We start from the raw sequence: 20,426 nt of genomic DNA, 5'->3' as shown, positions 1-20,426 counted from the left end.
AATGTCGCGCTGTAGGCCCTTCTACTCCAACTTACCCCACCTTCACCTGTTTGCGCTCCACTTTCCGATTGCGTTGGCGCTCCACGATCTTGGCGCGCTTATCGGCCGGCATAGCGTCGAGTTTGGCCTGACGCTTAGCACGGTGAGCTGTTTTAAATGCCTTGCGCTCGGCGGGCGTCATTTTCTCGAATTTCGCTTTTCGCTCCGCTTTCATCGTTGCCCGCTGCTCGGTTGTCAGGGTGCGGTGAGTGCCTTTATGGGTGATTGTAGCTCTAGCGGCCGGCTTTGTTTGGGCGTAAGCACCAGCCGAAAGTAGCAGGGCAACAGCCAGTAATTTCATCGTTTTCATGGTCGTGCGTTGGTTTAACGTAATCGACGGTTGGACAGTAAGTCGCCGAAAAGGTTTAGTTGATGGCAAATCGACGCGAAAACATGGGTAATCGTGGGTAAATTTGTCTTTTAGTTTATCTGACTACCTGTGAAATGACATCGCTTCAGCAATCGTTCAACGTTCCATTCACGTACACTGTCTCGTTTACGAATAGACTTTTCAGCGCGACAAACCCCCTTTTCCGCCAGTTCCTTCAGCAACAGGTCACCAACGGCACAGTCAAAAAAATACTGGTTGTTGTTGATGAAGGCGTCTTGACGGCTCATCCAACGCTGGCTATTGACATTCAAACGTACCTGAGTGAGGAAACGGCTGTTCAATTGATACCCAACCTGCTCACGGTTCCGGGAGGAGAAGCAGCCAAGAATGACCCCGAGTTGGTCGACCGGATTGTTGACGCTGTGAATGAGTACGGCATCGACCGGCATTCCTACGTGGTGGGTATTGGCGGCGGCGCGGTGCTTGACTTGGTTGGATACGCGGCGGCTATATCGCATCGGGGCGTGCGGCATATTCGCATCCCCACCACCGTGCTTTCGCAGAACGATTCGGGAGTGGGCGTGAAAAATGGTGTGAACTACCGGGGGAAGAAAAACTTCATTGGCACGTTTGCCCCGCCGGTTGCCGTGTTCAACGACGCCCATTTTCTGACCACACTCGACGATCGTGACTGGCGGGCAGGCATTGCCGAAGCTGTTAAAGTAGCCCTGATCAAAGACCTGACTTTTTTTGAGTGGCTGGAAGCAAACACAACCGCGCTCTCACAACGCAATGCAGAGGCCATGAACTACCTGATTTACCGGTGCGCCGATTTGCACATGCAACATATTTCGGGCGGCGACCCGTTTGAAATGGGCTCGGCCCGCCCACTCGACTTTGGGCACTGGGCAGCGCACAAACTCGAATACCTTACCGATTTCTCGATCCGCCACGGCGAAGCAGTAGCCATTGGCCTGGCCCTCGACGTAGTGTATTCACAATTGGCTGGCCGAATTCAGGAAGCAGATGCCGACCGTATTCTGCACGTATTACAGGGCGTAGGGTTTGACCTATTCCACCCCGCCCTTGCCGAAAACGACAGTGAACACCTCGTTCGCGGACTCGCCGAATTTCAGGAACACCTCGGCGGTCAATTAACCATAACCCTGCTCGACGCCCTGGGCAAAGGAGTTGAAGTTCACGACATGGACGTCGTCCTCATCCGGCAGGCAGTAACTCAATTATCAATGAACAATTATCAGTTATCAGTTAACAGTTAACAATGAACAGTTATCAGCGTTGCTCAGGTACGTTATGTACCACAAGTCAGCGTTTCCTAGCGGAACCACTGATAACTGCTCACTGATAACTGTTAACTGAACTCTTCCATGCACATCGGATATTGCACCAATATTCATCCCGGCGAAACGTGGGATGACCATTTTCGGCACCTTCGCGATCAGGTCCCGGCCGTGAAAGCGGCGGTTTCGCCCAATGCCCCGCTACCGCTGGGTCTACGGCTGGCCAATCAGGCGAGCATTGACCTGGCGAGGCCCGAAAAGACCGCTGAATTTCAGGCATGGCTGGCCGAAACAGGTTGTTACGTGTTCACCATGAACGGATTTCCGTACGGTGGATTCCACAACGAACGCGTAAAGGATCAGGTGCATGCTCCCGACTGGACCACTACCGAGCGCCTCGACTATACCATCCGGCTCTTTCATTTATTAGCTAAACTGATGCCCGAGGGCGAGACTGATGGGGGCATTTCTACCTCACCCCTCTCATACCGCCTGTGGTGGAACACAGCCGAAGTCCGTCACGAAGCGACCCAAACGGCCACGCAACACATATTGCGCGTGCTCGACGAGCTGATTCAGTTACGGCTAAGCACCGGAAAAACCCTCCACCTCGACATCGAACCCGAACCCGACGGACTGCTCGACAACGTGGCCGACTTCATTGCCTGGTACACGCAGGAACTCCGTCCGGCGGCCCGAACGTACCTGGCGCATCATCATGACATGAGTAGTTCGGAGGCTGACACAGTGCTGCAAAACCATATTCAACTCTGCTACGACGTCTGTCATGTAGCGGTGGCGTATGAAGAAACGGAGACTGTACTGACGGCGCTGGAAACGGCAGCGATCAAGGTCGGTAAAGTGCAGGTTAGTTCGGCCCTGCGGCTAAGTTTCGAGAAAGATGCCCAGGCAACCTACACAGCCATTTCCGCTTTCGATGAACCAACGTACCTGCACCAGGTGGTGGCCCGACTGGCCGATGGCACTTTCAAACATTACGACGACCTGCCCAATGCGCTGGCCGATTTCGACGCCAAAACACATCGCGAGTGGCGGGTTCATTTTCACGTTCCGCTTTTCCTCGAACGCTACGGGCTATTGCATTCGACCCAAAACAGCGTAATCGAGGTGCTGAACCGGCAACGTACACAGCCATTTACCACGCAACTCGAAATTGAAACCTACACCTGGGGCGTTCTCCCCGCCGATGTACAGGTTCCAATCAGCGAATCAATCAGCCGGGAACTGGCGTGGGTGAATAGGCTAGTTTGTGGTTTGTAGTCTGTGGTTTGTAGTTGCGTTGCTGGAAGACGGATGGTAGACTAGCAACGCAACTACAAACCACAGACTACAAACCACAAACTAGTAAAAACCTCTCAACATGAACAAAACCGTAGTTATCGACATTGTTGGCCTCAGCGCCAGCCTGATTGGCGAGCATACGCCGTTTTTAACGCAGTACATCGCCAAACGACGCCTGACTTACATTAAACCGGTGTTGCCCGCAGTGACCACTACGGCGCAAAGTTGTTATGTGACGGGTAAATGGCCATCGGAACACGGGATTGTCGGCAACGGTTGGTATGATCGGGAAGATGCCGAAATAAAATTCTGGAAACAGTCGAACAAACTCGTGGGGGCTGAAAAGATCTGGGAACGCGCCAAACGGGAAGACGCTGCCTTTACCTGTTCGAAGATGTTTTGGTGGTACAACATGTACGCTTCGGTCGATTACTCGGTGACCCCCCGCCCCCAATATCACTCCGACGGTCTAAAGATGCCCGACTGTTATAGTCAACCCGCCGAACTACGCGACGAGTTGACCGAAAAATTGGGTACGTTCCCCTTGTTCAACTTCTGGGGCCCAAATGCCAACATCGTTTGCTCGAAATGGATTGCCGACGCTTCCATGTATGTCGACGACAAACACGACCCAACGCTCACGCTCATTTACCTGCCCCACCTGGATTACGGACTCCAGAAATTCGGCGTCGATTTCGATAAGATTGCCGGCGACCTTCGGGAAATTGATCAGCTGGTGGCTGAGCTCGTCGGTTTTTACGAAAAGAAGAATACCCGCGTCATCCTGCTGTCTGAATACGGTATCAACTCGGTGAATCGACCGATTTACATTAACCGCGCTCTCCGCGAGGCTGGTTTAATCGCCGTTCGTGTTGAAGCAGGTCGCGAATTGCTCGATGCGGGTGCGAGCGCCGCCTTTGCCGCGCCCGACCATCAGATTGCTCACGTGTACGTCAATGATCCGGCTCAGCTTGCGCACGTTAAAACGTTACTGGAAGCCCTGCCGGGCGTGGCCGAAGTGCTGGATGAAGCGGGCAAAAAGGCGCATCACCTCGACCACGAGCGGTCGGGCGATCTGGTTGCCATTGCTAAACCCGATAGCTGGTTCGCCTATTACTACTGGCTCGACGATGCCAAAAAACCAGATTATGCCCAGGCGGTAGACATTCACCGTAAACCCGGCTATGACCCCGCCGAGTTATTCATGGATCAAACCAATCCGCTGATTAAAGCAAAGGCGGGCTACAAACTGGCCCGTAAACTACTGGGATTCCGTTACCTGATGGACGTCATTTCGCTGGATGCTACCCTGGTGAAAGGATCGCACGGAGGGGTCGACATTGGCCGGGAATATTACCCTGTTCTGATCACCGATCAGCCAATAGAACAGCCCGAAGTAGAAGCGACTGCCGTGTACGATCTGATCTGGGAAACCCTAAATGCACCAATTTTAGCGCCCGGACGTTCCGAAAATGCTTAATTTTGATCAAAAAAAACACCTGTTTTGAGTTCTCTGTCTTCCGTCTTCTGTCCTCTGTTGCGCTGCTCAGGTATGTATCGTTCTAATTAGCAGCGCAACAGAGGACAGAAGATAGAAGACAGAGGACTTAAATTAACAGTCCTCCTCCAACATGCGCAAATCTGAAATTAACTTCACCGTTGAACTAGACAACGATAACGTACCTGAGAAAATCTATTGGGACGCTACTGAAAACCCAAATGAAGGCCTTAACGATACCAAAGGTGTCTCTATCGCGGTTTGGGATAATTACCACCACAACACCCTGAAGATTGACCTCTGGACCAAAGACATGGAAGTGGGCGATATGAAACGGTTCATGATTGAAATCATGGGTGGTATTGCCAGTACGGTACGCACCGCCACCAATGACGTCTCTATGGCTGACGAGATCGACAACCTCTGCCGCACGCTCAGTAAGCGGGTTGAAGCCGAGTTCCGGGCCGAGAATCAGGCAGGAAAATAAGTAACAATGCCTTTGAACGCGTATTTTAACCTCACCGAACTACCTATGGATCGTATCTTTTGGCTCCGAAAGGGGTATACAACCCTGTTGATCTGTTTACTCTGCTCTATTCAGGTCATGGCACAGAAAGGCGTTGCCTTCCAGCAAACGCCCATCAGTACGGTCTTTAAAACGGCGCAAAAGGCGGGCAAACTTGTTTTCGTTGAAGTGTATTCTCCCGACTGTCATGTCTGTCAGAGCTTTGTACCAACCCTGGCCGACAGTCGCGTGGGAAAATCGTACAATGCAAAATTCATCAGTACTAAAGCCGATATAAACCAGCCTGCCACGCGGGAATGGCTCAAATCGAAGAAATACTACGTTCCCTCGCTGCCCCTGTTTCTTTATTTCACGCCCAATGGCGAACTGGTTCATTTTGCCATGAGTCAGAACTCTACCGACGAACTGATTCGGCATGCCAATAATGCGGTGGCCCCGACTACCCGTAGTCAGACTTGGAAAAAACGGTTTGCAGCTGGTGAAAAGGCACCCAATTTCCTGATCGACCTGGCCATGTATAGCCGCGTTGTTTGCGATACAGCCACCAACATCGCTGCCATGGAAGCCTACGCTAATCAGCAGCCCGCCAACACCCACGCCAATAACAGCAACTGGCTGGCGACCCAAAAACTAGTGATCGACATGGACAATCCGCTGGCCCGCAGTTTGGTCAGTAACATTGCCGTATATAAGAAACAGTATGGGCAAGCCGCCGTCGATGTAGCTGAGAACATTCTAATGTCGTCGTTGTACAGTAGCCGGGGCGGTCGCTACTCGCCCGCCCAGATCAAGCAGGTTTACGACGGACTAACCCGCATTGGTATCGACCCTAAACTGGCCTCATCGCGGACACTACTTCCTGAAGTGACCGCCTATTTCCGGCTGAAACAAGGTAATATGGCTGCCGACCGTATGAATAACCACATTGCTACGCATACCCTTTCAGTACCCGAATATGTGTATGTGGCCCGACTCTTCAACCGCAATAGTCCCGATTCAGCTTACGTACCGTCGCTGGTGAAATGGACAGGGAAAGGCCTGGCTATGAAAACTACCCCCGGCGAACAGGCCGACCTATACTACGAACTGGCAGAAGCCTACCGGCGGGCCGGTCGAGTGGCCGATGCTAAACAAGCGGCGACAAAATCAATGGAGATAGCCAAAGCCGGGCGAATAGATACCAAACGGAATACAGATCTGATTAATAAACTCAAATGAGTTTCAAATGCGCGACAGCGCATTTGAAACTTTTTCTCTTATGCGCACAAACTGGACCCGCGACGAGGTCGCTGACATTTACAATAGCCCCGTTCTGGAATTGATTTACCGGGCGGCAACGGTTCATCGGCAATACCATGACTCTCAGGAAGTGCAGGTCTGTACACTACTGTCGGTAAAAACCGGGGGGTGTCCCGAAGACTGTTCCTACTGCCCGCAGGCGGCCCGGTATCACACACACGTAAAAGTGCATAAGCTACTGGAAGTCAACGAAGTGCTGGAAGCTGCCAGTCAGGCTAAAGCATCGGGTAGCAGCCGGTTTTGCATGGGTGCAGCCTGGCGTGAGGTACGCGACAACCGCGATTTCGATAATGTGCTCGACATGGTTCGGGGCGTTAACGCGATGGGTATGGAAGTTTGTTGCACTCTGGGTATGCTGACCGACGGACAGGCACAAAAACTGAAAGATGCCGGTTTGTACGCCTACAACCATAATCTGGATACCAGCGAGGAATATTATGGCGATATCATCAGTACACGTACCTACGACGATCGCCTCGACACGCTGGGGCACGTGCGCGAAGCGGGCATATCGGTTTGTTCTGGCGGTATAATCGGCATGGGCGAATCGCACAACGACCGGATTGGTATGTTACTAACCCTGGCCACCTTACCCCAGCATCCTGAATCGGTACCCGTTAATGCACTGGTTCCGGTCGAAGGCACTCCACTTGAAGATCAGGAACGCGTATCAGTTTGGGAAATGGTGCGCATGATTGCCACCGCCCGCATCATCATGCCCAATGCCATGGTTCGTTTGTCGGCCGGCCGGGTACGTATGACTACGGAAGAACAGGCCTTATGCTTTCTGGCTGGTGCTAACTCCATCTTTGCCGGTGACAAGCTACTGACCACTCCCAACCCGGATACCGATGCCGATCAGCAACTGTTCCAGACATTGAACATCCGGCCACGGGCCGCGTTCAAAAATGAGCAAGGTCAGGCCCCGATCAAATTTGAGCAAATTCCAGCCTAATACTGGTGGGTTCATCTCGTGTTTTACACAAAAAAGCCAGACAACAAGTCTGGCTTTTTTGTGTAAAACACCATATAGAGATAGACAAGTAGGTGCCGTTTCCTTACTAAGTAGCGCTACACATTCATCTATTCAACTTACATAGGACCATTGGCTCATAGTTTTTATTAACTAATCACGAACAACCGGGTCTGTTACGTTGATTAACATAAGCAGCCTTACCTAAAAACCCAACTGCCTATCGACCAGGAATGAATCCGTTAGTTACCGTTGTAGTTCCAACTTGTCTGCGTCCGGCAATGCTTCGGGACTGTTTGTTGGCTCTTTCCAATCAGAAGCTATCGCGCAGTCAGTTTGAAGTCATTGTCGTTGACCGCGCCAATGACCGGGCCACGGCGTTGCTGACACGAGAAATAGCTACGCAAACAGGCTTATCAATTCGTTACGTAAGCCAACGTAGCAATCGCAACACTGCAGGAGCCTTTAACAGAGGGTGGCGTTTGGCCTCGAGCATGTTTATAGCTTTTACGCAGGACGACTGCCTGCCACAGCCACTTTGGCTAACCACTGCCTTACCACTTTTTCACGGGGGAGCACAAGTCATTGTTGGCCGGGTAACATATCCATTACCAAGGCAACCTATTAATGCATCGGCAGGTGCTAATTTGTTTTGTCGGCGAAGCTTACTGGAGCAACTCGGTGGTTTCGACGAATGGCTTGACCGAAAGAAAAACCCGGCTGTTCATTGGCTCGACAAATTAGTGAAGGCGGGAGTGCCTATTACAACCTGCTCTGAAGCCGTTGTTGTTTGTCCACCCCACAAACTATCCTGGTTTTCTGTGCTTCGGTTAGCCATTACCAAATTTTTATTAACGTTAGTGATCAGCTTCTCCTCAGATTTAAACTCAACTTATGAGCGTTGTAAAACCAGCCATCAAACACCCTGCCTTAATCGCATATCTGGCAGGCGCCAACAATTACACATGGTTGCATTTTCGGAACGGCGAGAAAAAAATGCTGGCCAAGCCCATCAGCTATCTCGAAACGCAACTTACCGACTTTGTCAGAGTTCATAAAACAGCCTTAGTAAACCCTATCTGCGTTGAAAATCTGAATCAGCCACCTCGTCAGCGCATGGCAGGTACTGTAGAACTGGAGGGAGGTATTTTGTTGCCCGTAAGCCGGCGGCGCTGGAACGAAGTGGCTGCTGCCCTTAGACCCTACCTATCACCCGATAAATCCAGCCAACCCATTGCTACTGAGACCACCCATGCAGTTGCCGATTTACCAAAAGGTAAAGCAGAACAATCAACAGTTGCCCGGCCGGTCATTCTGGTAACAGAAGAGGCGAACACCCAGTCAATCAAATGGGGAATTGAGTCGAGGTGGTCTGAATACACACTGCATAATTCACACCAAAGCAGCCACCTACCCCGGGTCTTGAGCTTGTTGTCGACCGACGAGTTGCCAGCGCTGGTTATCCTGGATGCGCGCACCTCTACCCTTGAGCGACTCAACACGCTACAGCAGTTGAAGGAGCACGACCATTTCGGACAAATTCCAATCGTAATGATTGTGCCTCCTGCCGACGATACCATTTCGGTCAGCTACCAACGGCGGGCAAACTCGGTGATCTCGCTTCCTGACGCACAGACGCCGCTGGCACCCACTATAGACCGGATTTGCCAGTTCTGGTTACGAACTGCCGTATTGCCACAACCGGCATAAACAGGCAAATCAGACGGCCACACGCATTGGAGGGAGCGTAACGGTCTCCCACCAATACGTCCGCACTTGCTTAAAATAATTGAGCCATTCGGCAAACGCCGTCGGCTTGACCAGGTAAGAGGAACTACCCCGACGATAAGCCTCAGTAATATCGTCCTGCGTGTCTGAACTACTTAGTATCACCACCGGCACCTGATTACAGGGAGTCATCAGATTTCGGATCTCATCCAACACCTGCCAGCCGTGCTCGCGATTGGGAAGATACAGATCCAGCAAAACTAGCTTGGGCATGTCCCACTCATCGCGCGACCAGGCGGTCAGCAGTTCGTGTGCTTCCTCTTTACTCGCAGCCCGTACGGGCATCACCTCTGGTAATACCTGAAACATTGCCCGCTGTATGAGCACCCAATAATCATCATTGTCTTCAACCACTAATATGCGGGCCCGTTTAAAGTTGGCCCGGACGGTTTCGTTGTCCTGTATGTATGTCATAATCGTGTGGGTTGACCTAATGTATACTAAAAATAACCTTTCCTATAGGGTATGTTCTTATTGTAACCCTAAATCAGGATATCAGTTCGGGCTTTTTTTAATAAACACGAGAGGAAACGTACCCAACCACACATATTGGATAACCTTAAGCCACCGTACTGCCCTTACTAAATCGGGCCTTAAATCGATTCCAGGCGATCAGGTAGGCATCTTTATCGAAAAGGCGTGAATCGAGACGGGCTTGCCGAAGCAAGTATAAGCCGATTGGAAACAAAACCATATTGGCCATCCAGGCACCCAGCGGCACAGGCCAGGCCCCATCTTTGGCAAACTTATCGCCCAGCAGTGTCAGCACATACAGTACAATAAAAAATACGATAGACACCAGCACAGGCAATCCGAAGCCGCCTTTTCGAATGATCGCTCCCAGCGGCGCGCCGATCAAAAACATGATAAATACCGAAACCGCCTGCGTGAATTTATGATGACTTTCCAACTCATATGCGTAGGAACTCTTCGCTTTTTCGGCCAGGTATATAATATTGGATTGGGCATACGATAGCATATTCTGCGCCTGAGAAAGCGCCATTTGTTCCACCTCGATTGGGTTTGAAAAACGAGCAGGTCGCGCCAGCAATGAATCGATCCACTTACCTTCTTTCACCGCTTTAGCCTTTGTAACGGCCTCTGCTTTAAACTGGTAAGTATAATAGTTTCGCGATGAGCCGGCTACGCTCAGGCTCGCCCTTGTCGACTCTTTCTCGAGCGAGTCGGCGATCGTGGTTAGCTCCGTCAACGTTTTCATATACGGGTGATATTCGAACTGCTGCTCGTCGGTACGGTGCAGACCAAACGACTCCAGACTAATTACCAGTTTATAATCTTTGAAGCCATTCCGCATAAACTGCGTTGCTTTGGCTGGACCACCACTCGTGTACGTCACCGATGACCGGTCATCTTTATATTCCTGATAATCGTTACCGTCATGCAACTCAAAAACCAGGTACGACCGGCTGGGATCAGTATACATCCGCCCCGACTTAGCCAGAATAATTTCGCGATTACCCGACTCCATACCCGACGTACTGTGCTTGTAGATCACCAGATTGGTGAGCGAGTCGCCCAGCTTTTTGTCTACCTTAATGCTGTACCCTGGCAGGTCATTGTAGAATATGCCTTCTTTCAGGTTCAGAGCAGCCTTAGCCGTTTTTATGTCATACAGCAAACTATAGGCTTTCAAATTAGCCCATGGAGTAACCTTGTTGTTGAACCAGAACGAGAACCCCATGAAGAATATGGCCAGCACCAGTAACGGCCTCAGGGCGCGAGTCAGCGAGATACCCGCGCTTTTCATGGCGGTGAGTTCGAAAAACTCCCCCAGATTACCGAATGTCATAAGGGCAGACAGCAACACGGCAAGTGGCAATGCAGTTGGTACCGTCAGAACGGCGAAGAAGTAGAGCAGTCGGCCAAACGTACCCAGTGTAATATCTTTCGAGATGAACTCTTCGATATACAGCATGAGCAACCGCATCAGGAAGATGAAGATGACAACCGCTAACGTCAGGAAGAAGGGGCCGAAGAATGACTTCAGCACAAGTTTATCGATTTTTTTCACGTACCAGAAACAGACAAACAGAGGTTAATAGAGCCGTGGAGCCTGCTTATGGTAACGTTGGCTACACGGCTCATTGTTCACGATCCATTCCTGGTTATACTTTTTTAACGGCAACTCAGGCGTTCTTAATAAGCTTATGACCCAACAATTTCTTTGAGTTTATCCAGCATACCGTCCCACATATCCTGTAGTTCTTCTTCATCCGTATTGGTTGAATAGTCGGTTATGCGCAGGTACGTTGTTTGGGTGAGTTCGCTCACATCGACCCTAAAATCGACGTAGTTGCTTTCCTGCCCGTTTTCACTGGTGTTCAAGAACTCGAAGCGAACGCTCTTATTTTGCCGAAGTGAGGTTTGCCGGGCCACATGACTTTCATCGTCCCAGATAAAATCATACCGATGTTCGGGCAGCGTGTTTACTTTGGCGGCGAACCACTGCGACAAACCTGACGCGCTGCTGATATAGGGAAAGAGCACTTTTGGAGAGGCCCGAAGTTCATATTCGGTCACAAACTTAAATTTCTCCATGAGGGTGTCAGACTTAAAATGTGATACTAACTTTTTTTCGATCCACTTATGATCAGCCGGTTAGGAGCTACACCTATCCAAATTATCGAGCTGATCATCAAGCTTATGGCAAGGTAACGTAAAAAAGATACCAAAAACAAGTACCGACAAGTTGTCTCAAAAAAGATTTTGCTTACTTTTGCAGAACAATTCGGCGGGGTAGCTCAGATGGTTAGAGCACAGGATTCATAACCCTGAGGTCAGCAGTTCGATCCTGCTTCCCGCTACGATAAGTAACTCCTTTCACCGATTAGCCAGCCCGCCCACAAAGCGGGTTTTGGCGTTGTATAGGTTATTATTATCCGATAACATTCTGTCGAACCAGTACACGATACAGTGCTGCCCATGATATGGTTCTTTCATGAGTTCTGTTGGCAGAGTGGCAAAGCCTAAATGCAAAAACCCTGAAAACGAGTAGTTTCCAGGGTTTTTAATCGGGGTGGAGAATATCGGAGTCGAACCGATGACCTCTTCCATGCCATGGAAGCGCTCTAGCCAGCTGAGCTAATCCCCCATTGCGAGTGCAAAACTAGGGTTTTTCAGCTATGCTGTCAAGGGTGCACGGCTATTTTTTTTAAGATGATCGCCCGTTACGACTCAATCATCTCAGCATCAGCGATAATATAATTCAGCTCGTAAATATTATCGGCGTTCAATTTTAACGTACCCCGAAACGTACGACGCTCGTCGGTCTTGAACTTACGGCCCGGCTTCTTGAATTTCAACGACACCACCGACTCAGGACCGGCTCCACCGCAGAAAAAACAGGCAGAATACGGAAACGCCGACAATACATATACGTTCGATTCCAGATCTACCGGTAACACATAGCCTGTCAGTTCAACTGGCTTGCCGCTCATCTTCTGAATGGCAGGACCGAACGTAGGGTATAACATGTAAACCGATTCTTCGGCATACCACTTCTTCTTGAACGTAACGTCCCGAAGTGTTTCCCAAGAAATTTTAACAGGGTCGGCCACTGTTGGCGTTGTTGATACCGGAGCCACGGCGGGCGTAGTAGCAGGGCGAAAACCCACTAACCCAATGCATAGAAACAGGCCAATAGCGATGAAGCGTCTCATACTTAAGTAAGTTAATTGAGGAACTGAAAGGTAAATCTACAAAGTTTATTAGTTTTACTCCTAACAACGCGTCCAGCTACAAGCAAGTGCCCGTTTTACTCAACGACCATACCAATTCATCGTCAGTTAGCCCTTCACAGGCAGAACCTGTTCGGCTTACGCGACTGTATACAGCTACATTGCTGGGTTTAGCCCTGTTGCTTACCATAGCTGAAGTGATTACACAGTGGCAAATTGATAAGTTCCAGGACGAACTATGGGTGATTCGGCATACCGCCACCCAACGACACCAAAGTCAGCAAATTGCTAAAAAGGCGCTTCAATTGGCCGACGCCGGTGATTCACTTACGTTTCTGGCTATTCAGCGCGAACTGAAATACTATCTGGTCAGCATTGAACAGGCCCACTTGAACAGCCGCAAAGGATTAGTGACCGATTCGACCGGATTACGGCCGCCCAGAATCGTTGACAACAGCCCTGAGGTGCAACAAGGCTATGAAGTCGTTCGTCCCCATTTTGAAGCGCTGCAAACCAGCACCAGCCAATTGTTGCGGCTGAAAGGTCCCCAACAGATGCGCAGCCTGACCGCCAAAGCTAATCTGGCGCTTTTACTGGCCAACGAAACGCCTTTTCTGGAGAAAATCGATCTTGTTGTTCGTCAGTATACCCTCGAGCTTCGGCAAAAACTAACCCGGATTCAACGCGTTGAGCTCTGGTTACACCTGCTGACGCTCTGCACCCTGGCGGCCATTGCCTATTTTATTTTTCGACCCGCTGCCCTTCGATTGCGCCATACCATTAACCGACTGGTAGTTGCCGAAAAACGAACCGCAGAGGTAAATCGTAAACTCACCAACGCCAATAAATCGCTAAAAAAAGCCCGGCAGCAATTGTTCGATGCCACTAAGCTTCAGTTTCAGCAGCAGATCAATGAACAAAAATCCCGGACAGCTTATTTAATGGCCGGGCAGGAAGAAGAACGAAAGCGTCTTTCGCGCGAATTGCACGACGGGTTGGGGCAAATGCTAACGGCGATCAAGCTGCAGGTTGAAGGCCTTGAGACGCGCTTGACGAACGAAGGAGTAGCCAATTCAAACTTATTGCCACTCAAAACGTTGATTACACAAACTATTCAGGAAACGCGATCAATTTCGAATAACCTGATGCCCAGTGTCTTAAGCGATTTTGGTCTAGTACCTGGGCTTCGTATGCTAATGGATAACCACAATCGTCCCGAAAACGATAACGGTCAAAAGCTACGAGTGACGTTGCAAACCGATGACTGGCTGGCCGACCGGACAAACAGGCTGGACAAAAACGTTGAAATTACCCTGTATCGAGTTTCGCAGGAAGCCGTTACCAATGCCATTCGGCACGGGAAAGCGACTAAAATAGACATTCAGTTGTTTGAAAAAGACCAATACCTTCACTTAACCGTTACAGATAATGGAGCGGGCTTTAAAACCCAACGGTTACTAAAAGAACCACAGGGACAGGGGGTACACAATATCCATGAGCGAATTAAACTGCTCAATGGTATCTTTAAATTAACCTCAACGCCAGGAAAAGGCACCAAACTAAAAGTAAGTATCCCCTATCATTCTCAAATGATATCATCTCACGATTATGATCAAACTAATGCTGGTTGACGATCACGCGATTGTGCGCGACGGCGTCCGATTACTGCTCGAACAAAACGAAGGACTTTCCATTGTCGACGAAGCCAATGATGGCGAAGAAGCCCTTGAAAAATTAAAAGCGCATCAGGCCGCCAATACCTTGCCCGATGTCATTCTGCTCGATATTTCGCTGCCCGGTATGTCAGGAATTCAGGCTGCCCAGCAGGTCACGCGACTGAATAAAAACATTCGGGTGCTGATGCTGTCGATGCACAACAACGAAGATTACATTCTGCGGGCGGTTGAAGCCGGTGCCATTGGCTACATCCTGAAAGACTCTTCAAGTGATGAAATGATCAAAGCTATCAAGACCGTAGCTACCGGAGAAAAATACTTCAGCTCGCCAGTAGCTACTATCATTCTGAACGGGTACATGCAGCAGATGCGTAAAGACCCGGGCAGTACGGTGGCTGGTGCCGGAAAAGCGCGGCGTTCTAAACTCTCCAAAAAAGAAAAAGAAATTCTGAGCCACCTGATTGAAGGACTCAGTAGCCGACTTATTGCCGAAAAACTGCAGTTAAGTGTCCGGACCGTCGATAACCACCGGGCCAACATGATGCGTCGGCTTCAGGTACGTAACGCCGCCGAACTGGTGCGGATGGCGGTTGAAGAGAAATTAGTCTAATTGTTTCTGTCATAAAGTGAAGCCCTATTGGTTGGCCGTGTTGGTGTTTGCACCGAACATTTCCGAACTTTAGGGCTTCATCTGTTTACAACACTGCTATGCGCGTCGCCCTGTTTCTGACCACTGTAACAACTACTGCCTGTCTTTCCCTGTTTGCAATAACCTGTTTTGGCCAATATGGTGGCGGACAGTATGGCGGTCAATATGGCGGTGGTGGCGGTATGGGTATGGGACGGCAGATGAGTGGCATGAATGCCGGTAATAATTTCAAGCCCAGTATGCCCAATATCGCAGGCGAACTGGCTGGCAAAGAAACCAAGTGGCTGAAAGAAAAAGTTAACTTGACCAAAGACCAATTAAAAGCCGTCAAAACGCTGAATAATGAGTACGCCAAGGTTCAGCAGGAAGCCCTGAAAGAAATTTTAGGCTCCGATGGGGGGAAATCGAACCCGCAGGCCGGGCAGCAAATGCGGGATGCGATGATGATGTATAACGAGGAAAAAGAAGACAAGTTGAAAGTTATTCTGACTCCCGAACAGTGGGTTTCGTACCAAACCCAGAAACCGGAGATGCAACGCGTAGTAGGCGGAATCCGGCCGCCGGCCCCCAAAGGCATAATCAAAGACTCCACTTCGACCACAACTGCCGACTCGACCAGGCAATAACGTAGCTGTAGCTTTTTGCCAGTATAGCCCGCAACGTACCTGAGCAGGAGTACCGGAACCCTTTGCGCTGATCTTACTGTTCACTAACTATACAAGACGAACCGGCTAAGCGCCGGTTTTTCAGTTTAACTATTACTCTATTTAGTCAATCGAATAACAACACTAATCTTTCCAGACTATGTCACTCCGATTAGGCGATATCGCCCCTGATTTTACAGCCAACACTACTGAGGGTCCTATTCATTTTCATGAATGGTTGGGTACGTCCTGGGGCATGATTTTCTCACATCCGGCTGATTTTACGCCTGTTTGCACCACTGAGTTGGGCCGTACTGCCCAACTTAGCGACGAGTTTGCCCGTCGGGGTGTGAAAGTAATTGCTGTCAGCGTTGATCCCCTCGATCAGCACCACGAATGGGTGAAAGACATCAATGAGGTGAATAATACCACGGTTAACTTCCCGCTTATTGCCGACGAAAACCGGGAAGTAGCCACCCTCTATGATATGATTCATCCTAACGCGAGCGAAAAGGCAACGGTACGCTCAGTATTTATAATCGGACCGGATAAGAAAATAAAACTGACCCTGACGTACCCGGCTTCTACAGGCCGGAACTTCTTCGAAATTCTGCGCGTGATCGATTCGCTTCAGCTCACGGCCAACTACTCGGTGGCTACTCCCGCCGATTGGCAGGAAGGTGACGATGTGATTGTTACCCCCGCCGTAACTAATGATCAGCTGGAAGAGAAATTCCCCAAAGGTGTGACATTCGTGAAGCCTTATTTGCGGAAAACGCCACAACCGAACAAGTAACGATTCAGGCAGCGGGTTAACCCGCTGCCTCTCTTTTTTAAAAACCTTTGGCGGCATGGTTCGTTAGTGAGATGTATTTCAAAACTTAAACAACTCAACGTCATGCCAAAGAATCTGAATCCGCAACACGATGAAGGCCCGGTAGCAGAAGCTATTGAAGAACAAACCGCCAAACTTCCCTCTGATCTATTTCTCTGGGGAGGCATGGGCGCACTGGCTACGGCTGCCGCCTTTTTTGCTACTGGTAAAAAACATGAAGCTCTGCTGGTTGGTCAGTGGGCCGCTCCCATCCTCATCCTCGGCCTGTATAACAAGCTGGTGAAATTGGAAGGGTCGAACTAAAGAGTTTGTGGTTTGTAGTTTGAGGTTGTGCTGCTGAGGGACCGAGTTTGTACAGCAGTAGCGCGACCACAAACCTCAAACTACAAACCACAAACCAGAAAAATGGCAGCAGTGGCGTCTTCGGGCGTTGCCGCTGCCATTTTTGTATGTTTGCACTCCCATTTACCCGCCATTTATGAAAGCACTGGTGCTGATCCGGTTCATTTACCACCAATACAAACGATTGATCTGGCTTGGAGTCGGCTTGCTGTTGGCTGGCTTCCTAATCTGGAAAATGACCCGGCCCGCCGATGAGATGCAATGGCGTTTTGTGGACGGCTACGGCATCAAGTTTCCAACGCGCTTCAGTGTACATGGGCTCGACGTGTCGCGGCATAATAACCGAATCAACTGGGACCGGGTGGCGGCCATGAACGACGGTGAAGTTCGGATGCAGTTTGTGTTTATGAAGGCCACCGAAGGCGCCACCCTCGGCGATCCAACCTTTACCCGGAACTGGAAAGAAGCTAAACGTGTGGGCCTGCGCCGGGGAGCCTATCACTTCTACCACCCCACCCGAGACCCGATTAAACAAGCCAATAACTTCATTAAACGGGTGACACTGAAAAAGGGCGATCTGCATCCGGTGCTCGATTTTGAAGTGACCAATGGCGTTGCCGATGAAAAAATCATCGACGATCTCCAGATTTTTCTGGATGCGCTGGAAGCCGAATACAATGTCCGCCCAATCATTTATACAAACCCAAGTCTGTATAAGCGGTTTATCAAGGACAACTTCGATGTATATCCCCTCTGGATTGCTGATTATTCCAAAGCCAACCTAAGCCGTTACGACGCGGATAAATTGTATATCTGGCAGCATAATAAAAGCGGTTGGGTGAAAGGAATTCGCGGTTACGTGGACCTGAACACCTTTGTGATGGAGCCCGACCGGATCAATGAGCTCTGCATCGATTAACCAATTCTTACTATGCAGATCAACTCTTTTTTTGCAGGCAACCTACAACTGGGCGAAGGCATTTATGTGGATCAACGACACAATCACGTTTGGTGGGTCGATATTTTAGAACGGCGTGTCTACCGAACCAACCTTGACGGAGAAGACCTTCAAGTTTGGCAAACCCCAGAACTGGTTGGCTTTGTGTTGCCACACCCCGATGGAGAGCGCTATTGGCTAGGCCTTAAATCGGGGCCTCATGCCGCCTACATCCACGATCAGAAACCGCTTGACTGCGAACGATTAGCCACTGTTGATGAGAACATGCCCACGGTACGCGTCAACGATGGCAGCTTGTCGGCCGATGGCCAATCGCTGTATGTGACCACGATGGACATGGATGTGAAACAGCCACTGGGCCACCTATTTTGCTTTGATAAGCACGGTGAAGCCACCCAACTGTCGACCAATTTCATTATCAGCAACGGCCCGGCGGTATCACCCGACGAACCTGTTGTGTATGTGGCCGAATCGGAAGGGCACACCGGACGGCCCAAAGGTGTGTACCGGATCGCTATGCACGACACCGCTCCCATAGAAACTCGCCTGATCGAGTGGCCTTATGAAGGATCACCGGATGGCGTTTCGCTGGGTACGTCAGGTACGTTGTGGGTCGGTGAATACGGTAGTAATAGCATCCGTCAGTTTACCACACAGGGCGAGTTGCTACGCACTATTGAGCTACCGGCCATAAACGTAACTAAAGTAGCTTCGGTAGGCAACCGGCTCTACGTTACATCAGCCGCCACCGGTGTTTCTGACGAGCAACGGCGGCAATATCCGCTTACCGGTCACGTACTGGTTGTTGATGACGTAGAATAAACGTCGATATTCGCACTGCTTTTTTTAATTGACTACAACCATGTTGACCAACCACTCTTTTCTGGCGCTTCCCGCCTACGCCCAGTTAAAAGCCCATTTCGAGGCTACTGAATCGGTTCATTTGCGTGACCTGTTTGCCCAAAACCCGAATCGATTCAACCAGTTTTCGCTTCGTTTCGAGGATATGCTGGTCGACTTTTCGAAAAACCGCGTGACCACCGAGACCATGGAGCTGCTTCGTCAACTGGCCGAACAGGCTGGGCTTACGGATGCCATTGGTAAAATGTTTGCCGGTGATAAAATCAATGGTACAGAAGGCCGCTCGGTATTACACGTAGCGCTCCGTAATCGGTCTAACACGCCTATTCTGGTCGACGGCGACGACGTAATGCCCGGCATCAATGCGGTGCTCGACCATATGCGTGACTTCTCTGAACAGTTAGGTTCAGGTACGTGGAAAGGCCATACCGGCGAGGCCATTACCGACATTGTAAACATTGGTATTGGCGGCTCCGATCTGGGACCCGTGATGGTGACCGAAGCCCTGAAGCCCTACGCACGGCCCAACCTGAGAGTACATTTCGTGTCGAACGTAGATGGTGTTCATATCTACGAAGCGCTGCAACAGGTACGTCCCGAAACAACCCTGTTCATGATTGCCTCGAAAACGTTTACCACCCAGGAAACCATGACCAATGCCAACTCGGCCCGGCAATGGTTTCTCGACAACGGAGGCACAACCGAGGGTATTGCCCGGCACTTCGTGGCCATCTCGACCAACGAAAAAGCGGTTACGGCGTTTGGGATCGATGCCGCCAATATGTTCGGTTTTTGGGATTGGGTAGGTGGCCGATACTCCCTCTGGTCAGCCATTGGTTTATCCATTGCCTGCTATATCGGATACGACAATTTTGCCGACCTGCTGGCGGGTGGTCACGCCATGGATGAACACTTCCGGGATGCGCCACTCTCCGAAAACATTCCCGTCACGCTGGCTTTGCTCGGTATTTGGTACAACAATTTCTACGGAGCACAGTCGCAGGCCATATTGCCATATGATCAGTACATGCACCGATTTGCGGCCTATTTTCAGCAGGGCGATATGGAAAGCAACGGCAAGTCGGTGGATAGAAACGGCCAACCAACTGATTACCAAACCGGACCTATCATCTGGGGCGAACCTGGCACAAATGGGCAGCACGCCTTTTATCAGCTTATTCATCAGGGCACCAAGCTTATTCCCTGCGATTTCATCGCCCCGGCCGTCAGTCAGCACCCGATGGGAAATCATCATATGTTGCTGTTGTCTAACTTTTTTGCCCAGACAGAGGCCCTGATGAATGGCAAAACAGAGGCCGAAGCAGCAGCCGAGTTGGAGAAAGCCGGGAAGTCATCGGAAGAAATTGCTCAAATAGCGCCGTTTAAAGCGTTCTCGGGCAACCGCCCCACGAACTCGTTTCTGCTTAAACTACTAACGCCAAGGGCATTGGGAAGCCTGATAGCCATGTATGAACACAAGATATTTACGCAGGGCGTTATTTGGAATATCTTCAGTTTCGACCAGTGGGGCGTAGAATTGGGCAAACAACTCGCCAGTAAGATTCTGCCTGAGTTAGAGGCAGATACCCCGGTTGATAGCCATGATAGCTCAACGAATGGGCTCATCAACGCATACAAGCAAATGAGGTAGCTAAAAAACAATCTAATATCTCTGTAGGTTAAGTAAGGTGTGGTGCGAATCACAC

Annotated in this window: 21 protein-coding genes and 2 tRNA genes; 17 read left to right on the top strand and 6 right to left on the bottom strand. The window is 50.2% G+C overall.

Annotation, left to right across the window (positions count from 1 at the left end; genetic code table 11):
• Positions 1-31 precede the first annotated feature (31 nt).
• Positions 32-349 (bottom strand): hypothetical protein, encoded by a 318-nt coding sequence (locus ACAW87_RS05220; RefSeq protein WP_370722100.1) that lies wholly within the window; start codon positions 347-349, stop codon positions 32-34.
• A 134-nt stretch (positions 350-483) separates the two neighbouring features.
• Between ACAW87_RS05220 and ACAW87_RS05215 the strand changes: the two genes are divergently transcribed.
• The 8 genes from ACAW87_RS05215 to ACAW87_RS05180 all read left to right on the top strand — a co-directional run bounded on the left by ACAW87_RS05215 (position 484) and on the right by ACAW87_RS05180 (position 8,979).
• Entirely contained in the window at positions 484-1,650 is a 1,167-nt protein-coding gene (locus tag ACAW87_RS05215) for a 3-dehydroquinate synthase (protein WP_370722099.1), read from the top strand.
• Positions 1,651-1,758: 108 nt separating this feature from the next.
• The gene (gene eboE / locus ACAW87_RS05210) at positions 1,759-2,952 is read left to right on the top strand and encodes a metabolite traffic protein EboE (RefSeq protein WP_370722098.1); all 1,194 of its coding nucleotides are present in this window, start codon (positions 1,759-1,761) and stop codon (positions 2,950-2,952) included.
• 100 nt (positions 2,953-3,052) lie between these two features.
• Positions 3,053-4,453, top strand: coding sequence for an alkaline phosphatase family protein (locus ACAW87_RS05205; RefSeq protein WP_370722097.1), 1,401 nt, complete (start codon positions 3,053-3,055; stop codon positions 4,451-4,453).
• 151 nt (positions 4,454-4,604) lie between these two features.
• On the top strand, positions 4,605-4,958 hold the full coding sequence (gene gldC, locus ACAW87_RS05200) for a gliding motility protein GldC (protein WP_370722096.1): 354 nt from the start codon (positions 4,605-4,607) through the stop codon (positions 4,956-4,958).
• Between the two features lie 45 nt (positions 4,959-5,003).
• Positions 5,004-6,215, top strand: a complete 1,212-nt coding sequence (locus tag ACAW87_RS05195) for a thioredoxin family protein (RefSeq protein ID WP_370722095.1) — start codon at positions 5,004-5,006, stop codon at positions 6,213-6,215.
• A gap of 40 nt (positions 6,216-6,255) precedes the next feature.
• A complete protein-coding gene (bioB, locus tag ACAW87_RS05190) occupies positions 6,256-7,251 on the top strand; it encodes a biotin synthase BioB (RefSeq protein ID WP_370722094.1) in 996 nt (331 codons plus the stop codon).
• A gap of 251 nt (positions 7,252-7,502) precedes the next feature.
• Complete coding sequence (locus ACAW87_RS05185) at positions 7,503-8,327, top strand: glycosyltransferase family 2 protein (RefSeq protein ID WP_370722093.1); 825 nt, start codon at positions 7,503-7,505, stop codon at positions 8,325-8,327.
• The gene (locus tag ACAW87_RS05180) at positions 8,212-8,979 is read left to right on the top strand and encodes a LytTR family transcriptional regulator DNA-binding domain-containing protein (RefSeq protein WP_370722819.1); all 768 of its coding nucleotides are present in this window, start codon (positions 8,212-8,214) and stop codon (positions 8,977-8,979) included. Before ACAW87_RS05185 ends, ACAW87_RS05180 begins: the two co-directional genes overlap by 116 nt.
• Positions 8,980-8,988: 9 nt before the next feature.
• Here ACAW87_RS05180 and ACAW87_RS05175 read toward each other — a convergent pair whose 3' ends face one another.
• The 3 genes from ACAW87_RS05175 to ACAW87_RS05165 all read right to left on the bottom strand — a co-directional run bounded on the left by ACAW87_RS05175 (position 8,989) and on the right by ACAW87_RS05165 (position 11,616).
• Positions 8,989-9,471: a response regulator gene (locus ACAW87_RS05175; RefSeq protein WP_370722092.1), complete on the bottom strand. Its 483-nt coding sequence runs from the start codon at positions 9,469-9,471 to the stop codon at positions 8,989-8,991.
• Positions 9,472-9,616: 145 nt separating this feature from the next.
• Positions 9,617-11,089, bottom strand: a complete 1,473-nt coding sequence (locus ACAW87_RS05170; RefSeq protein WP_370722091.1) for an LptF/LptG family permease — start codon at positions 11,087-11,089, stop codon at positions 9,617-9,619.
• Positions 11,090-11,223: 134 nt separating this feature from the next.
• Positions 11,224-11,616: an START-like domain-containing protein gene (locus tag ACAW87_RS05165; RefSeq protein WP_370722090.1), complete on the bottom strand. Its 393-nt coding sequence runs from the start codon at positions 11,614-11,616 to the stop codon at positions 11,224-11,226.
• A gap of 192 nt (positions 11,617-11,808) precedes the next feature.
• Between ACAW87_RS05165 and ACAW87_RS05160 the strand changes: the two genes are divergently transcribed.
• Positions 11,809-11,882 (top strand) — tRNA-Met (locus ACAW87_RS05160).
• Positions 11,883-12,095: 213 nt separating this feature from the next.
• Here ACAW87_RS05160 and ACAW87_RS05155 read toward each other — a convergent pair.
• Both ACAW87_RS05155 and ACAW87_RS05150 read right to left on the bottom strand, forming a co-directional pair.
• Positions 12,096-12,169 (bottom strand) — tRNA-Ala (locus tag ACAW87_RS05155).
• 76 nt (positions 12,170-12,245) lie between these two features.
• Entirely contained in the window at positions 12,246-12,737 is a 492-nt protein-coding gene (locus ACAW87_RS05150) for a DUF3299 domain-containing protein (RefSeq protein ID WP_370722089.1), read from the bottom strand.
• 86 nt (positions 12,738-12,823) lie between these two features.
• On the opposite strand from ACAW87_RS05150, the gene ACAW87_RS05145 reads away from it, so the two are divergent.
• The 8 genes from ACAW87_RS05145 (at position 12,824) to pgi (ending at position 20,371) form a co-directional block, all read left to right on the top strand.
• A complete protein-coding gene (locus ACAW87_RS05145) occupies positions 12,824-14,386 on the top strand; it encodes a sensor histidine kinase (RefSeq protein ID WP_370722088.1) in 1,563 nt (520 codons plus the stop codon).
• Positions 14,364-15,041 carry a response regulator transcription factor gene (locus ACAW87_RS05140; RefSeq protein WP_502918384.1) on the top strand — a complete coding sequence of 226 codons (678 nt, stop codon included), beginning with the start codon at positions 14,364-14,366 and terminating at the stop codon, positions 15,039-15,041. Before ACAW87_RS05145 ends, ACAW87_RS05140 begins: the two co-directional genes overlap by 23 nt.
• A gap of 98 nt (positions 15,042-15,139) precedes the next feature.
• Positions 15,140-15,706 carry a DUF4890 domain-containing protein gene (locus ACAW87_RS05135; RefSeq protein WP_370722087.1) on the top strand — a complete coding sequence of 189 codons (567 nt, stop codon included), beginning with the start codon at positions 15,140-15,142 and terminating at the stop codon, positions 15,704-15,706.
• Positions 15,707-15,884: 178 nt separating this feature from the next.
• Positions 15,885-16,520, top strand: a complete 636-nt coding sequence (locus ACAW87_RS05130) for a peroxiredoxin (protein WP_370722086.1) — start codon at positions 15,885-15,887, stop codon at positions 16,518-16,520.
• A 102-nt stretch (positions 16,521-16,622) separates the two neighbouring features.
• Positions 16,623-16,862: a hypothetical protein gene (locus ACAW87_RS05125; protein ID WP_370722085.1), complete on the top strand. Its 240-nt coding sequence runs from the start codon at positions 16,623-16,625 to the stop codon at positions 16,860-16,862.
• A gap of 175 nt (positions 16,863-17,037) precedes the next feature.
• Positions 17,038-17,820, top strand: a complete 783-nt coding sequence (locus ACAW87_RS05120; RefSeq protein ID WP_370722084.1) for a glycoside hydrolase family 25 protein — start codon at positions 17,038-17,040, stop codon at positions 17,818-17,820.
• Positions 17,821-17,832: 12 nt separating this feature from the next.
• On the top strand, positions 17,833-18,681 hold the full coding sequence (locus ACAW87_RS05115) for an SMP-30/gluconolactonase/LRE family protein (RefSeq protein ID WP_370722083.1): 849 nt from the start codon (positions 17,833-17,835) through the stop codon (positions 18,679-18,681).
• Between the two features lie 40 nt (positions 18,682-18,721).
• Positions 18,722-20,371 carry a glucose-6-phosphate isomerase gene (gene pgi, locus ACAW87_RS05110; protein WP_370722082.1) on the top strand — a complete coding sequence of 550 codons (1,650 nt, stop codon included), beginning with the start codon at positions 18,722-18,724 and terminating at the stop codon, positions 20,369-20,371.
• The last annotated feature ends 55 nt before the right edge of the window (positions 20,372-20,426 follow it).

Origin of the sequence: Fibrella aquatica, from assembly GCF_041321135.1 — a bacterium.
GTDB lineage: Bacteria > Bacteroidota > Bacteroidia > Cytophagales > Spirosomataceae > Fibrella > Fibrella aquatica.
Note: the sequence above shows the minus strand (reverse complement) of the source record. Positions and strands in the feature narration are given on the sequence as shown.

Bases quoted from the DNA above. Each gene is read 5' to 3' on its own strand.
- ACAW87_RS05220 (WP_370722100.1), bottom strand. From the start codon at position 349: ATGAAAACGATGAAATTACTGGCTGTTGCCCTGCTACTTTCGGCTGGT.
- ACAW87_RS05215 (WP_370722099.1), top strand. From the start codon at position 484: ATGACATCGCTTCAGCAATCGTTCAACGTTCCATTCACGTACACTGTC.
- eboE (WP_370722098.1), top strand. From the start codon at position 1,759: ATGCACATCGGATATTGCACCAATATTCATCCCGGCGAAACGTGGGAT.
- ACAW87_RS05205 (WP_370722097.1), top strand. From the start codon at position 3,053: ATGAACAAAACCGTAGTTATCGACATTGTTGGCCTCAGCGCCAGCCTG.
- gldC (WP_370722096.1), top strand. From the start codon at position 4,605: ATGCGCAAATCTGAAATTAACTTCACCGTTGAACTAGACAACGATAAC.
- ACAW87_RS05195 (WP_370722095.1), top strand. From the start codon at position 5,004: ATGGATCGTATCTTTTGGCTCCGAAAGGGGTATACAACCCTGTTGATC.
- bioB (WP_370722094.1), top strand. From the start codon at position 6,256: ATGCGCACAAACTGGACCCGCGACGAGGTCGCTGACATTTACAATAGC.
- ACAW87_RS05185 (WP_370722093.1), top strand. From the start codon at position 7,503: ATGAATCCGTTAGTTACCGTTGTAGTTCCAACTTGTCTGCGTCCGGCA.
- ACAW87_RS05175 (WP_370722092.1), bottom strand. From the start codon at position 9,471: ATGACATACATACAGGACAACGAAACCGTCCGGGCCAACTTTAAACGG.
- ACAW87_RS05165 (WP_370722090.1), bottom strand. From the start codon at position 11,616: ATGGAGAAATTTAAGTTTGTGACCGAATATGAACTTCGGGCCTCTCCA.
- ACAW87_RS05150 (WP_370722089.1), bottom strand. From the start codon at position 12,737: ATGAGACGCTTCATCGCTATTGGCCTGTTTCTATGCATTGGGTTAGTG.
- ACAW87_RS05140 (WP_502918384.1), top strand. From the start codon at position 14,364: ATGATCAAACTAATGCTGGTTGACGATCACGCGATTGTGCGCGACGGC.
- ACAW87_RS05135 (WP_370722087.1), top strand. From the start codon at position 15,140: ATGCGCGTCGCCCTGTTTCTGACCACTGTAACAACTACTGCCTGTCTT.
- ACAW87_RS05130 (WP_370722086.1), top strand. From the start codon at position 15,885: ATGTCACTCCGATTAGGCGATATCGCCCCTGATTTTACAGCCAACACT.
- ACAW87_RS05125 (WP_370722085.1), top strand. From the start codon at position 16,623: ATGCCAAAGAATCTGAATCCGCAACACGATGAAGGCCCGGTAGCAGAA.
- ACAW87_RS05120 (WP_370722084.1), top strand. From the start codon at position 17,038: ATGAAAGCACTGGTGCTGATCCGGTTCATTTACCACCAATACAAACGA.
- ACAW87_RS05115 (WP_370722083.1), top strand. From the start codon at position 17,833: ATGCAGATCAACTCTTTTTTTGCAGGCAACCTACAACTGGGCGAAGGC.
- pgi (WP_370722082.1), top strand. From the start codon at position 18,722: ATGTTGACCAACCACTCTTTTCTGGCGCTTCCCGCCTACGCCCAGTTA.